Source organism: Cellulomonas sp. P1_C4, from assembly GCF_056406355.1.
Window position 1 is genome coordinate 102,640 of the sequence record NZ_JBFUAI010000005.1, and the last position, 13,915, is coordinate 116,554.

17 protein-coding genes are annotated in these 13,915 nt (G+C 72.6%); 8 read left to right on the forward strand and 9 right to left on the reverse strand.

Features of this window, described 5'->3' with window-relative positions; genetic code table 11:
- The gene (locus AC1DYZ_RS05185; protein WP_477064138.1) at nucleotides 1-867 is read right to left on the reverse strand and encodes a 3-methyladenine DNA glycosylase; all 867 of its coding nucleotides are present in this window, start codon (nucleotides 865-867) and stop codon (nucleotides 1-3) included.
- A 35-nt stretch (nucleotides 868-902) separates the two neighbouring features.
- Between AC1DYZ_RS05185 and AC1DYZ_RS05190 the strand changes: the two genes are divergently transcribed.
- A complete protein-coding gene (locus AC1DYZ_RS05190; protein WP_477064139.1) occupies nucleotides 903-1,292 on the forward strand; it encodes a DUF1304 domain-containing protein in 390 nt (129 codons plus the stop codon).
- Here AC1DYZ_RS05190 and AC1DYZ_RS05195 read toward each other — a convergent pair.
- Nucleotides 1,282-2,322 (reverse strand): DUF418 domain-containing protein, encoded by a 1,041-nt coding sequence (locus AC1DYZ_RS05195; RefSeq protein WP_477064140.1) that lies wholly within the window; start codon nucleotides 2,320-2,322, stop codon nucleotides 1,282-1,284. The genes AC1DYZ_RS05190 and AC1DYZ_RS05195 overlap by 11 nt on opposite strands.
- Before the next feature lie 101 nt (nucleotides 2,323-2,423).
- Here AC1DYZ_RS05195 and AC1DYZ_RS05200 point away from each other — a divergent pair, with 101 nt between their 5' ends.
- The 4 genes from AC1DYZ_RS05200 to AC1DYZ_RS05215 are packed head-to-tail and all read left to right on the forward strand — an operon-like array spanning nucleotide 2,424 to nucleotide 6,280.
- A complete protein-coding gene (locus AC1DYZ_RS05200) occupies nucleotides 2,424-3,245 on the forward strand; it encodes a methyltransferase domain-containing protein (protein WP_477064141.1) in 822 nt (273 codons plus the stop codon).
- Nucleotides 3,246-3,259: 14 nt separating this feature from the next.
- Nucleotides 3,260-4,045 (forward strand): fumarylacetoacetate hydrolase family protein, encoded by a 786-nt coding sequence (locus tag AC1DYZ_RS05205; RefSeq protein ID WP_477064142.1) that lies wholly within the window; start codon nucleotides 3,260-3,262, stop codon nucleotides 4,043-4,045.
- Between the two features lie 10 nt (nucleotides 4,046-4,055).
- Nucleotides 4,056-5,552: a glutamate--tRNA ligase gene (gene gltX / locus AC1DYZ_RS05210; RefSeq protein ID WP_477064143.1), complete on the forward strand. Its 1,497-nt coding sequence runs from the start codon at nucleotides 4,056-4,058 to the stop codon at nucleotides 5,550-5,552.
- On the forward strand, nucleotides 5,549-6,280 hold the full coding sequence (locus tag AC1DYZ_RS05215) for an HAD family hydrolase (protein WP_477064144.1): 732 nt from the start codon (nucleotides 5,549-5,551) through the stop codon (nucleotides 6,278-6,280). The genes gltX and AC1DYZ_RS05215 overlap by 4 nt, the downstream gene beginning before the upstream one ends.
- Here the strand turns inward: AC1DYZ_RS05215 and AC1DYZ_RS05220 are convergent.
- From AC1DYZ_RS05220 to AC1DYZ_RS05245, 6 genes are read right to left on the reverse strand one after another with little or no spacing between them, the layout of a single operon-like run.
- A complete protein-coding gene (locus tag AC1DYZ_RS05220) occupies nucleotides 6,277-7,023 on the reverse strand; it encodes a class I SAM-dependent methyltransferase (protein WP_477064145.1) in 747 nt (248 codons plus the stop codon). The genes AC1DYZ_RS05215 and AC1DYZ_RS05220 overlap by 4 nt on opposite strands.
- Nucleotides 7,024-7,060: 37 nt before the next feature.
- Nucleotides 7,061-7,864 carry a histidinol-phosphatase gene (gene hisN, locus AC1DYZ_RS05225; RefSeq protein ID WP_477064146.1) on the reverse strand — a complete coding sequence of 268 codons (804 nt, stop codon included), beginning with the start codon at nucleotides 7,862-7,864 and terminating at the stop codon, nucleotides 7,061-7,063.
- A 31-nt stretch (nucleotides 7,865-7,895) separates the two neighbouring features.
- Entirely contained in the window at nucleotides 7,896-8,972 is a 1,077-nt protein-coding gene (gene rsgA / locus AC1DYZ_RS05230) for a ribosome small subunit-dependent GTPase A (protein WP_456823817.1), read from the reverse strand.
- Nucleotides 8,972-10,255 carry a 3-phosphoshikimate 1-carboxyvinyltransferase gene (gene aroA, locus AC1DYZ_RS05235; RefSeq protein ID WP_477064147.1) on the reverse strand — a complete coding sequence of 428 codons (1,284 nt, stop codon included), beginning with the start codon at nucleotides 10,253-10,255 and terminating at the stop codon, nucleotides 8,972-8,974. Before aroA ends, rsgA begins: the two co-directional genes overlap by 1 nt.
- A 53-nt stretch (nucleotides 10,256-10,308) precedes the next feature.
- Complete coding sequence (locus tag AC1DYZ_RS05240) at nucleotides 10,309-10,821, reverse strand: DoxX family protein (RefSeq protein ID WP_477064148.1); 513 nt, start codon at nucleotides 10,819-10,821, stop codon at nucleotides 10,309-10,311.
- 11 nt (nucleotides 10,822-10,832) lie between these two features.
- A complete protein-coding gene (locus tag AC1DYZ_RS05245) occupies nucleotides 10,833-11,378 on the reverse strand; it encodes a ferritin (RefSeq protein ID WP_477064149.1) in 546 nt (181 codons plus the stop codon).
- 174 nt (nucleotides 11,379-11,552) lie between these two features.
- On the opposite strand from AC1DYZ_RS05245, the gene AC1DYZ_RS05250 reads away from it, so the two are divergent.
- Nucleotides 11,553-12,257 (forward strand): sigma-70 family RNA polymerase sigma factor, encoded by a 705-nt coding sequence (locus tag AC1DYZ_RS05250; RefSeq protein WP_477064224.1) that lies wholly within the window; start codon nucleotides 11,553-11,555, stop codon nucleotides 12,255-12,257.
- Nucleotides 12,254-12,544, forward strand: coding sequence for a mycothiol system anti-sigma-R factor (rsrA, locus tag AC1DYZ_RS05255; RefSeq protein WP_477064150.1), 291 nt, complete (start codon nucleotides 12,254-12,256; stop codon nucleotides 12,542-12,544). Before AC1DYZ_RS05250 ends, rsrA begins: the two co-directional genes overlap by 4 nt.
- An 86-nt stretch (nucleotides 12,545-12,630) precedes the next feature.
- Here the strand turns inward: rsrA and AC1DYZ_RS05260 are convergent, their stop codons facing one another.
- Nucleotides 12,631-12,705 (reverse strand): 50S ribosomal protein bL37, encoded by a 75-nt coding sequence (locus AC1DYZ_RS05260; protein WP_155859599.1) that lies wholly within the window; start codon nucleotides 12,703-12,705, stop codon nucleotides 12,631-12,633.
- Between the two features lie 116 nt (nucleotides 12,706-12,821).
- Between AC1DYZ_RS05260 and AC1DYZ_RS05265 the strand changes: the two genes are divergently transcribed.
- Nucleotides 12,822-13,910: a type IV pilus twitching motility protein PilT gene (locus tag AC1DYZ_RS05265; RefSeq protein ID WP_477064151.1), complete on the forward strand. Its 1,089-nt coding sequence runs from the start codon at nucleotides 12,822-12,824 to the stop codon at nucleotides 13,908-13,910.
- Nucleotides 13,911-13,915 lie beyond the last annotated feature (5 nt).

Consider the following 13,915-nt stretch of genomic DNA (forward strand, 5'->3'; position numbering starts at 1 on the left):
TCAGGCGGAGAGCGCCTCGCACACCTCGATCAGCCGCCCGCGCAGCACGTTGCCGCGCTCGGCGAACCCGCGCTGCCGCGCGACGTATTCGGCCTTGCCCTCGGGCGTCTCGATCGCGACGGGGTCCAGGCCGTACGTCGTCACGTCGTACGGCGACGCCTGCATGTCGAGCGTCCGGATGTCCCGGGCCAGCGCGAAGCAGTCGAGCAGCAGGTCCCCGGGCACGGCTGGCCCGAGCTTGGTGGCCCACTTGTAGACGTCCATCCCGGCGTGCAGGCAGCCCGGTTGCTCCATGCCGATCATCGACTCGCGGGTCGGCCGCAGGGTGTTGCGCTCGACGGCCTGGGGTGTGAAGAACCGGTACGCGTCGAAGTGCGTGCAGCGGATCTTGTGGGTCTCGACCACGGCGTCGGTGCCGGCCGACCCGAGGCGCAGGGGGAGCGGGTGCCGGTGCTCGTCGGCCTCCCGGTAGACCATCGCCCACTCGTGCAGGCCGAAGCAGCCGGTGAGGGCCGGGCGGCCGAGCGTCGCGGTGAGCAGACCGTGGATGAACCGGACGGCGTCGCCGCGGTCGGCGACGAACGCGTCGACATCGAGCGCGACCACGCCGTCCGTCTCCCGGTACCAGCGCCAGCCGGCGTGCGGTGCGGGTGCCTCCAGCGCGACGCCGACGCCGGGGTGCCAGCGGCGTAGCGCGGCCGGCGTCACCGGGTAGTACTCGAACAGGAAGTCCTCGATGGCGTGCTTCTGCTGACGCGACCGGCGCTCGCGGCGACCGGCCGTGAAGGCGTCCGCCCGGTCCGCGTGGGCCTCGGCGAGGGACTGCCACGTGGTGGCGTCGAGCGCGGAGGCGGCGGTCACGGGCATGCCCCCAGGGTAGGCGAGGCTGACACACTGCCTCCGTGACCATCCTCGCGGCCGTCTTCGCCATCCTCGCTGCCCTGCTGCACGTGCTCTTCTTCGCGTACGAGTCGGTGCTCTTCGAGCGCCCCGACGTGCACGCACGGTTCCAGACGCGGACGGAGGACGTCCCCGCGGTGAAGCCGTGGGCGTACAACCAGGGCTTCTACAACCTGTTCCTCGCCATCGGCGCCCTGGTGGGTGCAGTGCTGGCGCTCGCGGGTCAGGAGACCGTCGGCCTGGCGCTGATCCTGTTCGCCTGCGGCTCGATGGTGTCCGCCGCGCTCGTGCTCGTCGTCACCAACCGCAGCATGGCCCGCGCCGCGGCCACCCAGGGCGCCTTCCCGCTGCTCGCCGTGATCTTCGCCGTGGTGGCGCTGGTCAACGGCTGATCGGTTGGTCCGGCCCGGTCAGGGCCGGCTCCGGCAGCTCGTCCGGCGCCACGTCCGCCGCCCTCGTCGACACCCGGTGCAGCACCCACTCGAGGGGCCCGCGCCCGATCGTGGTGGCCCACAGCCAGCACAGCGCGATCGTCGTGAGCACGAACGCCAGCCAGACCGCGACCGTCGGGTGGTAGACGACCGTCCGCCCGAGGGTGGCGATGACCACGACGTGCACCGTGTAGGCCGTGAGGGCGAGCGACCCGACGGCGGCCAGCGGCGAGAGGGCGCCGGGCCAGCGGTCGGCGAGGGCGAGCGACGCGGTGATGACCAGCAGGGCGACGCCGACGTTGCCGACGACCTCGAACGTGGTCGACGAGTGCGGCTCGCTCGTGGCCAGCCCGGTCGGCCAGTGCAGGGCGTGGAGCGCGACCCAGGACCCGCCGTGGCCGAGGATCACCAGGCCGATGCCGACGAGGGCCGCCACGGCTCGCCGCGAGCGGTCGCGCAGGTCGCTGCGGCCCAGCGCCAGGCCGACCAGCAGGTACGCGAGCCAGACGATGGCGGGGTAGTAGTGCCCGGTCGCGAGCGTGACGAGCGTTGTGGTGGGCCGGCCTTCGAGCTCGGCGGCGATGGTCCCGCCGAGCGGCGGCCCGAGGACGGCGACGACGCCGGCGGCCGCGAGCAGCGCGGCCCGGGACCAGCGCAGCGCGAGGGAGCCGAGCGCGAAGAGCAGGCCGTACGTCGGCAGGATCACGGCGACGGGCGTCGCGAGCAGGACGAGCAGCTCCCCGATCGCGAACAGCAGCAGCGCTCGCACGAGGATCCGGACGCGCGCCTGTACCAGCCGCGTCCCGACCACCGGCGAGGCGCCTCCCGAGAGCAGCCCGAGCGAGAGCCCGGCGAGCACGACGAACAGCGAAGCGGGCCGGCCGTCGGCCAGCTCGGAGAAGCCGTACGGGTCGTCGGGACCCACGTGCGCGGTCATCATCCCGAGCACGGCGAGCCCCCGGGCGACGTCGATCCCCACGATGCGGCGCATGCTCGGATGCTAGCGAGCCGCGAACCCGCGTGAATCTCGCATGTCGAAACGGTTCGTCCCGTTTCTTGAAATCGGACCCCGTCGGATGATTACAGTGCGATGTGAACTCCCCGACGCACCCCGACGTGTACACCCACGGACACCACGAGTCCGTGCTGCGGTCGCACCGCTGGCGCACCGCCGAGAACTCCGCCGGGTACCTGCTGCCGGCGCTCGTCCCGGGGACCCGGCTGCTCGACGTGGGCTGCGGCCCGGGCTCCGTCACCATCGACCTGGCCGCCCGCCTCGAGCCGGGCGAGGTCGTCGGCGTCGACACGTCGGCGGCCGTCGTCGAGATCGCGCAGAAGGCCGCCGCGGACGCCGGCGCGGACAACGTCTCGTTCCAGGTGGCCGACGCCTACGAGCTCCCGTTCCCCGACGATGCGTTCGACGTGGTCCACGCGCACCAGGTGCTCCAGCACCTCACCGATCCCATCGCCGCGCTGCGCGAGATGCGCCGCGTCACGCGCCCGGGCGGCATCGTCGCGGTGCGCGACGCCGACTACTCCGGCATGACCTKGTTCCCGCAGTCGAACGGCCTGGACGAGTGGCGCGAGCTCTACCACGAGGTCACCCAGGCCAACGAGGCCGACGCCAACGCGGGCCGCAAGCTGCTGTCGTGGGTCCGCGAGGCCGGCTTCGACCCGGCCGGCATCGTGCCCAGCGCCGGCGTCTGGTGCTACGCCACCCCCGAGGACCGCACCTGGTGGGCGGAGCTGTGGGCGGACCGGTCGGTCGCGTCGAACTTCGCCAAGCAGGCCATCGCCCACGGCCTTGCCGACGAGGTCGGGCTCGAGCTGCTGGCGGACGCCTGGCGCGAGTGGGGCACGCAGCCCGACGGCTGGTTCGCGGTGCTCCACGGCGAGGTGCTGGCGCGCGCCTGACCTAGGCTTCCGACATGCGCATCGCGAGGTTCACCACCGGGGGAGACCCCCGCTACGCCCTGGTCGACGGAGCCCCCGGTTCCGAGGAGCTCGTGGTCATCACGGGTGATCCGCTCTACACGCCGGTCCAGCCGACCGGCGAGCAGATCCGGCTCGACGACGACAGCGTCCGCCTGCTGGCCCCCGTGATCCCGCGCTCCAAGATCATCGGTGTCGGCCGCAACTACGCCGCGCACGCCGCCGAGCTCGGCAACGAGGTCCCCGCGGCGCCGCTGCTGTTCCTCAAGCCCAACACGTCGATCATCGGCCCCGACGACCCGATAGTCCTGCCCGACTGGACCGAGCACGTCGACCACGAGGCCGAGCTGGCCATCGTCATCGGCAAGGTCACCAAGGACGTCACCCCCGACCGCGCCCTGGACCACGTCTTCGGGTACACGGTGGCCAACGACGTCACCGCGCGCGACGTCCAGCGCGCCGACTCGCAGTGGACCCGTGCCAAGGGCTTCGACGGGTCCTGCCCGATCGGCCCGTGGATCGTGCCGGGCCTCGACGTCGACGACCTGTTCGTCCGCGCCCGCGTCAACGGCACGACGACGCAGGACGGCCGCACGTCGCAGATGATCTTCGACTCGGCGTACCTCGTGTCGTACATCTCCGAGGTGTTCACGCTCCTGCCGGGCGACGTCATCCTCACCGGCACCCCTGCGGGCGTGGGCCCGATCGTGGACCGGGACATCGTGGAGATCGAGGTCGAGGAGATCGGGGTCCTGCGCAACCCGGTCCTGCGCCGCCACTAATCTGGAGCCCGTGACTTCTCCCACCGGCTCTGCTGTGCGCGTCCGCTTCTGCCCGTCCCCCACCGGTCTGCCGCACGTCGGCATGGTGCGCACGGCTCTGTTCAACTGGGCGTACGCACGCCACACGGGCGGCACCTTCGTCTTCCGCGTCGAGGACACGGACGCCGCGCGGGACTCGCAGGAGTCCTACCTGCAGCTGCTGGACGCGCTGCGCTGGCTCGGCCTGGACTGGGACGAGGGCGTCGAGGTGGGCGGCCCGCACGAGCCGTACCGGCAGTCGCAGCGCATGGACCTGTACGCCGACGTGGTGCGCCGCCTGGTCGAGGGCGGCCACGTGTACGAGTCGTTCTCGACGCCGGAGGAGATCGAGGCGCGTCACCGGGCGGCGGGGCGGGACCCGAAGCTCGGCTACGACGGCGCCGACCGCGACCTCTCCGACGAGGACAGGGCGGTGTTCCGCGCCGAGGGCCGCGAGCCCGTCCTGCGTCTGCGGATGCCGGACGAGGACATCACGTTCACCGACCTGGTGCGCGGCGAGATCACGTTCAAGGCTGGGTCGGTGCCGGACTTCGTGATCGTCCGCGCCAACGGCCAGCCGCTGTACACCCTGGTCAACCCGGTGGACGACGCCCTCATGGGCATCACGCACGTGCTGCGGGGCGAGGACCTCCTCTCGTCGACGCCCCGGCAGATCGCGCTGTACCGGGCCCTGCTCGACATTGACGTGGCGACCGTCATGCCGGTGTTCGGCCACCTGCCGTCGGTGCTCGGCGAGGGCACCAAGAAGCTCTCGAAGCGGGACCCGGAGTCCAACCTGTTCCTGCACCGGGACAACGGCTTCACGCCCGAGGGGCTGCTCAACTACCTGGCACTGCTGGGCTGGTCGATCGGGCCGGACCGGGACATCTTCACGATGGCGGAGATGACGGCGGCCTTCGACGTCGCCGACGTCAACCCCAACCCCGCGCGCTTCGACCTCAAGAAGGCTGAGGCCATCAACTCGGCGCACATCCGGATGCTCGCGACCGACGACTTCCGCGACCGCCTGGTCCCCTACCTGCACCGCGCGCACCTGGTGCCCACCGACGCGTACGCCGACCTCGAGCCGGCCCACCGCGCGCTGCTCGACGCGGGCGCCCCCCTGATCCAGGAGCGCATCACGCTGCTGGGCGAGGTCGTGGGGATGCTCGGCTTCCTGTTCGTCGGCGACGACGCCCTCGAGATCGCCGACGACGCCCGCGGCGCGCTGCGCGAGGAGTCCCCGGCCGTCCTCGACGCGGCCGCCGCCGCGCTGGCGGGGCTCACGGACTTCACGACGACGACGACCCAGGAGGCCCTGCAGGCCGCGCTGGTCGACGGGCTCGGCATCAAGCCGCGGTTCGCCTTCACGCCGCTGCGCGTCGCGCTGAGCGGCCGCCGCGTCTCGCCACCGCTGTTCGAGTCGATGGAGATCCTGGGCAAGGAGTCCACGCTCGCGCGGATCGCCGCCCTGCGCGCGACGCTGTGAGCGGGCTCGAGGGCGTTCTCTTCGACATCGACGACACGCTCGTCGACACCCGCGGGGCGTTCGTCCACGCGCTGTCCGGCGTCGCCCGCCGCTACCTGCCCGGGCTCCCGGATGACCGGCACGGCGAGCTGGTGACGGTGTGGCGCGCGGACGTCGGCGGCCACTACGCGGCGTACACGCGCGGCGAGGTGGGCTACGCCGAGCAGCGGATGGCGCGCGCCAACGAGCTGCACGAGAGGTTCGGCGGTCCCGCGCTGGACGACGCCGGGTTCGCGCGCTGGGACGAGACGTTCGAGGCGGAGTTCTCCGGGGCCTGGTCCGCGCACGAGGACGTCGACGCGGTCGTCGACCGGCTGCTCGCGGCGGGCCTGGCGGTCGGTGCCCTGTCCAACGCGGCCGTGGCGTACCAGACCCGCAAGCTCGACCGGGCGGCGCTGCTGGAGCGGGTTCCCATGCTCGTCGGCGTCGACACCCTCGGCTTCGGCAAGCCCGACCCGCGCGTGTTCGCCGAGGCGTGCCGCCGACTGGGTACCGCTCCGGAGCGGACCGCGTACGTCGGCGACGAGCTCGACGTCGACGCCGCGGCGGCCCGAGCCGCCGGGCTGGTCGGCGTGTGGCTCGACCGTCCCGGCAGCCGGCGGGTCCCGATCAGCGACGGCGAGATCGCCGACGCCGGCGTGCTCGTCGTGACGTCGCTCGACGAGCTCCCGGCCGCGCTCGGGCTCTAGCGAAGCCGCGCCCGGTAGCACTCGGTGCGGTAGGGCACGTCGATGACGTCGCGTCCGCGCAGGTCAGGGTGGGTGGCGACGAGCTCGTCGACCTCGTCGAGCAGCGCGTCGCGCTCGTCGGGCGGCAGCAGGATGAGGTGGCTGCGGCTGGCGGCCAGGGCGCGCAGGTCGGTGGCGCGCAGCCGGTCGGTCCAGTGGAACGTCGCCGTCTCCGGTTCCGTGAAGCGCTGGCCGAGCTTCGGGGTGCTGTAGTCGAGGGACGGCCCGAGGCTGTCCCCGCGGTGCACGATGTCCGTCCAGCGGACCACCCAGTCGACGGTGAAGTCGCGGATGTTCCACAGGACAGCCAGCTGCCCGTCGGGGCGGAGCACGCGGGCGATCTCCGCCGACGCAGCGGGCGGGTCCACCCAGTGCCAGGCCTGCGCGATCGTCACGGCATCCACGCAGGCGTCGGGCAGGTCCATCCGCTCGGCGGTGCCCGGACGGGCGTCGACGGTCGGCAGGGTCCGGGTCAGCTCCGCACGCATGGCGTCCGACGGCTCGACGGCGACCACGTGCAGCCCGCGGGCGACCAGCCGCTCGGTCAGCTTGCCCGTGCCGGCGGCGAGGTCGAGCACGTCGTGCGCGTCGGCCGGGACCGACCAGCGCACGGCGTCGTCGGGATAGCTCGGGCGGGTGGCCTGGTACACGGACGCACCACCCTCGAAGGAGGCAGCGCGCGCGGCGCGGTCGTCGGTGCTCATGCCGCGATCGTCTCGCAGGCGAGCCCCGGACGCGGGCTCAGAGGTCGGGCAGGGGGTCGAGCAGCTCGAGCGCAGCCTTGTGCAGCAGGCCGTTGGACACCAGCGCGGACCCGCCGAACGGCCCGGGCACCCCGCGGATCGACGTGAACATGCCCCCGGCCTCGGTCACGATGGGGACCAGCGCGGCCATGTCGTGCAGCGCCAGCTCGGGCTCGGCGGACAGGTCCACGGCGCCCTCCGCGACGAGCACGTGCGACCAGAAGTCGCCGTACGCGCGGGTCCGCCAGGTGCGACGGGTCAGCCCGAGGAACGCGTCGAGCTGCCCGCGCTCCTCCCAGCCGCTCAGCGACGAGTACGACAACGAGGCGTTCTCGAGCCGGTCGACGCCCGACACGCGCAGCTGGCTCGCGGCCGCCAGGGACTTGCCGGTCCACGCGCCCGATCCCTGGGCCGCCCACCACCGGCGCCCCAGCGCGGGTGCGCTCACCAGGCCGACCACCACCTGGTCGCCGTCCAGCAGGCCGATGAGCGTGGCCCACACGGGGACGCCGCGGACGAAGTTCTTGGTCCCGTCGATCGGGTCGATGACCCAGCGCCGCGGTCCGTGCCCGGTGTCGCCCATCTCCTCGCCGTGCACCGCGTCGCGGGGCCGCGCCCGGGACAGCTGCCCCCGGACGATCTCCTCGGCGGTCTTGTCGGCGTCGGACACGGGCGTCAGGTCGGGCTTCGTCTCCACCCGCAGGTCCTGCGACTTGAACCGGGACATGGTCAGCGAGTCGACCTGATCCGCGATCACGTGGGCGAGGCGCAGGTCGTCGTCGTACCCGGGGCGCAGGCTCATGCCCGACACGGTAGTGGCTCGTCGGTGCACGTCAGGGACGTGCGGGTTCCCGGTTGTCCGGTTCGCCGGTGCCCAGCCTGCTGGCCAGCAGGCGCCGGAACGACTCGACGCGCGCCGAGCGGGCCTCGCGCGTCACGTCGTCGGGGGAGCCGGCCACCCACTCGTCGAGCGCGCAGTCCGGGGCGTCGTCGGCATGCGTGCACCCGCGCGGGCACTCCTCCGCCACCGCGGCCAGGTCCGCGAACGCGCCCAGCAGGTGCTGGGGGTCCACGTGGGCGAGCCCGAACGACCGCACGCCGGGGGTGTCGATGACCCACGTCGGCTTGGACGTGCCGGGCACCCGCAGCGCCACGGCGGAGCTCGACGTGTGCCGGCCCCGGCCGGTCACGTCGTTGACCACGCCCACGGCCCGGTACGTGCCCGGCACCAGCGCGTTCACCAGCGTCGACTTGCCGACGCCCGAGTGCCCGACCAGCACGGACGTCTTGCCCTCGAGCGCGGCGCGCACGTCGTCGAGCCCGTGGATGATCCGGCCACCGACGGACTTCTCCGCGCTGGTGACCACGACCTCGACCCCGATGGGCGCGTACATGCCGACCAGCTCCGCCGGGTCCGCCAGGTCCGCCTTGGTCAGCGCGAGCAGGGCGTCCATGCGGGCGTCGTAGGCGGCCGCGACGCAGCGGTCGATCATGCGCGTGCGGGGCTCGGGGTCGGCCAGCGCGGTGACGATCACCAGCTGGTCGGCGTTGGCGACGATGATCCGCTCGATCGGGTCCGTGTCGTCGGCGGTGCGGCGCAGGACCGTGCGACGCTCGCCGATCCGCACGATCCGGGACAGCGACCCCTCGTCGCCCGAGGTGTCGCCGACGATGTCCACCCGGTCGCCCGGAACGACGCGGTCGCGGCCCAGCTCGCGCGCCTTCATCGCGATCGCGACGCGCTCGTCCGGACCGTCGGGGTCGACGAGGATKGCGTACCGGCCGCGATCGACCGCCGTCACCAGCGCCACCTCGGCGTCGGCGTGCTCGGGGCGCTGCTTGGTGCGCGGGCGCGAGCCGCGACCGGGACGGATCCGGACGTCCCGCTCGTCGTAGCGCCGGGTTCCCATCAGGCGAGCACKGCCGACCCGGCCAGCATGCCGCCCCAGAGGCCGACGAAGTCCGGCAGGGTCTTCGCGGTGGTCGCCACGTTCTCGACCTCGACGCCCGGCACGCGCAGGCCGATCAGCGCACCCGCGGTGGCCATGCGGTGGTCCTCGTACGTGTGCCAGGGACCGCCGGTCAGCGGGCGCGGCGTGATGACGAGCCCGTCGGACGTCTGCTCCGCCTGCCCGCCCAGCCGCGTGATCTCCGCGGCCAGCGCGGCAAGCCGGTCCGTCTCGTGCCCGCGCAGATGCGCGATGCCGCGCAGCCGGGTGGGGGAGTCGGCCAGGGCCGCGAGCCCGGCGATGGTCGGGGCGACCTCGCCCGCGGCGTGCAGGTCGAGGTCGACGCCGCGCACGGCGCCCGTCCCCGTCACGCTCAGCACGTCGCCGTCCAGCCGGGTCGTCGCGCCCATGCGCTCAAGGATCCCGGGCAGCAGGCCGCCGGGCTGCGTCGTGTGCGCGGGCCAGCCCGGCACGCGCACCGTGCCCCCGGCGACCAGGGCGGCGCAGAGGAACGGCGCCGCGTTGGACAGGTCGGGCTCGACGCGCACGTCCCGGCCCGCGATCGGGCCGGGCTCCACTCGCCAGATCGCCGGACGAGAGTCGTCGACCTGGACGCCGGCCTCGCGCAGCACGGCGACCGTCATCTCGATGTGCGGCAGGCTCGGCAGCGTCCGACCCGTGTGTCGCAACGTCAGCCCGCGCTCGAACCGCGCGGCCGCGAGCAGCAGCCCGGACACGAACTGGCTGGACGCGGAGGCGTCCACGTCGACCTGACCGCCGACGAGCGACCCGTRGCCGTGCACCGTGAACGGCAGGTGCCCGGGCTCGCCGTGCTCCTCGACGCGGACACCGAGCGTGCGCAGCGCTGTCAGCACCGGGCCCATGGGCCGGGCGAGCGCCGACTCGTCACCGTCGAACCGCACCGGCCCGTCGGCCAGCGCCGCCACCGCCGGCAGGAACCGCATGACGGTCCCGGCGAGCCCGCAGTGGATCTGCGTCGAGCCCTGCACGGGACCGGGCGTGACCACCCAGTCGCTGCCGTCCTCGTCGATCCCGGCGCCCAGGCTCGTCAGCGCCGCGGCCATGAGTCGGGTGTCGCGCGAGCGGAGCGCACCGCGCAGCCGACCGGGGGAGGCGGCCAGCGCGGCCAGCACCAGGTACCGGTTGGTCAGCGACTTCGAGCCCGGGACGTCCACCAGGGCGTCGAGGGGGCCGTCGGCCAGCGGCGCGGTCCAGAGATCCATGGCACCCAGGTTAGTGGCGGTGCCGAGAGGCGCTGTCGGCGTCTCAGGCTCCGTCAGTCAGCCGACTTCGCAGCCGCGTGGTCCGCGCGGGCCTTCTGCACGCGCCAGCTGATCCCCGGCTTGCCCTCGAGGTCGATGCCGGCGAGGAGTGCACCGCCGGTGAATGCGAGCGCCCGCACGAACCGGTCCTTGCGCGCCTTCCGGACAGCCGGGTCCTCACCCTTGACCCGCTTGAGCGGGAGGTTCACCAGGACGAGCGGAGCCGTCAGGGCGGCCAGCGCGAGGGCCGCGGTGCGGGGCGCCTTGCCGACGGCGAGCAGCACGCCCGCCCCGGCGAGCGCGAAGCCGTGCACCTGCACGATGGTGGTCAGCTGGCGGTCGCTGACCTCGTAGCCGAGCGCCTCACCGGCGGGCCCCTGGCGCACGTTCGCCGGCAGCCGAGACCGCAGCGTGGTCAGGGCGCCGCGAGCGTCGGCGGTGTGGGCGGCGGGATGGCGGACGACGTCGAGCCCCTCGCTGACGAACCACGAGGCGAACAGGGGACGTGCGAGACGGCGCAGCAGCACAGCAGCTCCTCCTACAGGGCTCCGCCGGCGGCGGACGGTGCGTCGGCGGACTCGCCGGCGTCACCGATCTGCTCCCGGGCGACGTAGTTCTCGAGATCGAACAGGTTGTCGCCGGCACGCGTGGCGACGGTGAGCAGGGTGGTGGCGGAGGCCACCTCTTCCACCTGCTCTTTCAGGAACCAGAGCAGGAACTGCTCGCCCAGCGCGTCGCCCTCCGCCCGCGCCGCCGCGAAGATCGCCTCGATCTGCGACGTCACCTGCTTCTCCTGCTTGAGGGCGAGGCCGATGGGGTCGGTGACCTGCGTGAAGTCGTTGCGCACCGGGCTGCCGGCCGGGATCTCGACGGCGAGGTCCCGGTCGAGCAGGTACTGCACGATCATCAGCGCGTGGTTCCGCTCCTCGATCGCCTGCCGGTAGTAGTGCCGGGCCAGCTGGGGGAGGTCCTGCCCGTCGAACCACACGGCGATCGCGACGTACTGCTGGTGGGCGTCGAACTCGTGGCCGATCTGCTCGCGCAGCAGGCGCAGGAAGGTGGACTCGTCGGTGCTGACAGTCATGCGGCCAACCTAGTGCGCGACCACAGGGTTGGCACGAGCGGGAATGGCCCGCAGCCCGGCACCGTTGTGCCCACCATGAGCTTCGCCACCGAGACGCGTCCCGTGCCGTCGACGTCGACCGGCTGGGCGATCGGTGTCCCCGTAGACACCATTCCGACCCAGCGGCCCGCGCAGATGCAGGACTTCCGGGTGAATGTGGCGTGGCCCACCCCGGTCGGTGGCTCTCAGCCCGCGGGACTAGGCTTCACCGCGATGAGCGAGGACACCCACCGCGCACCCGAGTCCGAGGACGACGCGGCACGCACCGAGCGGTTCGAGGCCGAGGCGCTGGTCTACCTGGACCAGCTGTACGGCGCTGCCCTGCGGATGACGCGCAACCCGGCCGACGCCGAGGACCTGGTGCAGGAGACGTTCGCCAAGGCGTTCGCCGCCTTCCACCAGTACCGCCCGGGCACCAATCTCAAGGCCTGGCTGTACCGCATCCTCACCAACACGTACATCAACTCGTACCGCAAGAAGCAGCGCGAGCCCCAGCAGTCCCGCTCCGAGGAGATCGAGGACTGGCAGCTGGCCCGCGCCGAGTCGCACACGTCGAGGGGCCTGCGGTCCGCCGAGGCCGAGGCGCTCGACCACCTCCCGGACTCCGACATCAAGGACGCGCTCCAGCGCCTGCCGGAGGAGTTCCGGATCGCGGTGTACCTCGCCGACGTCGAGGGCTTCGCGTACAAGGAGATCGCCGAGATCATGGGGACGCCGATCGGGACGGTGATGTCCCGGTTGCACCGCGGGCGCGCGCAGCTGCGCGAGATGCTGTCGGACTACGCACGGGGGCGTGGTCTGGTCGCGGTGGCCCCGACCGCACCGGAGGGCGAACGATGAGTGAGAGCGACCTGTCCCAGGATCTGCCGCTGGCGTCCGGCACCTGCGGCAACAACTGCGCGGACGCGCTGGATCGGCTCTGGGAGTACCTGGACGCCGAGCTCGGGGCGCTCGACGCCGAGACGGTCCGCGCCCACCTGGCCGAGTGCCAGGGCTGCCTGCAGGAGTACGACGTCGACGTCGTCGTGAAGACGCTGGTGCGCCGCGGCTGCCAGGAGTCAGCGCCGGACGGGCTCCGGCTGCGCATCCACGAGCAGCTGACCGTCATGCGGGTCACGCTCGACTGAGTACCGCTCCACACGTGGTCGCGGACAGACGAAGGCCCGGTGCAGCGGTTGCTGCCCGGGCCTCCTGACTACCTGTCTCCGAACGCTCAGGCGTTGGGACGGTTGCCGTGGTTCGCTGCGCTGCCCTTGCGGGAACGGCGCTTGCGGCCTCGCTTGCTCATGGGATCTTCCTTCGTCGATACGGGGGTCGGCGCCCGTGCTGCGCGCCGGACTCCCTCCATGGTCCCACATCTCGCGGGCACTCAAGTCACCGGCCTGCTCGTCCGATGACTACGGGGTGAGCCAGCAGACACAGTCCGTGATCCCGTTCCTGCACGCCCTTGCGAGCACGGGCGGCTCCGACCTGCACTGCAAGGTCGGGTCCGCACCGCGTGTGCGCGTCGACGGCCGGCTGCGCAAGCTGCAGGTGCCCGACCTCACCCCGGCGGACACGGAGCGGATGCTCGAGGAGGTCCTGCCCAACGACCTCGTCGACACGTTCCGCGACAACCACGAGGCCGACTTCGCCTACTCGGTGTCGGGCGTCGGCCGGTTCCGCGTCAACGCCTACCAGGCGCGCGGCACCTACGGGATGGTCTTCCGACGGGTCGCCGTCGGCGCGCAGTCGCTGGCCGAGCTGGCGCTGCCCGAGGTCGTCGGCGAGCTGGCGCTCGAGCCTCGCGGCCTCGTGCTGGTGACGGGCCCGACCGGCTCGGGCAAGACGACGACGCTGGCGTCGATGGTCGACCTCATCAACACGCTGCGCGAGGTCAACATCGTCACCATCGAGGACCCGATCGAGATCCTGCACCACGACAAGAAGTCGATCGTCTCCCAGCGCGAGGTCCGCCAGGACACGGCCGACTTCACGGTCGCGCTGCGCGCCGCGATGCGGCAGGACCCCGACGTGATCCTCGTCGGCGAGATGCGTGACGTCGAGACGGTCCGCGCGGCGCTGTCCGCGGCCGAGACGGGCCACCTCGTCCTGTCCACGCTGCACACGATCGACGCGGCCGAGACGATCAACCGCATCATCGACTTCTTCCCGCCGCACGAGCAGAAGCAGGTCCGCATCGCGCTGGCCCAGGCGCTGCGGGGCATCGTGTCCCAGCGCCTCGTGCGCCTGTCCAACGGCACCGGCCGTCGCCCGGCGATCGAGGTCATGGTCAACACCGGCCGCACGCGCGACGCGATCCTGGAGCCGCAGGACGCCCCGCCCCTGATCGACCTGATCAAGGAGGGCGACTTCTACAAGATGCAGACGTTCGACCAGCACCTCTTCCAGCTGGTCCGCGACGACGTCATCACCTACGACGAGGCGCTGTCCGCCTCGACCAGCCCGCACGACCTCACGGTCGAGCTGCGGCAGGCCGGCCTCGTCTCCTAGAGCCC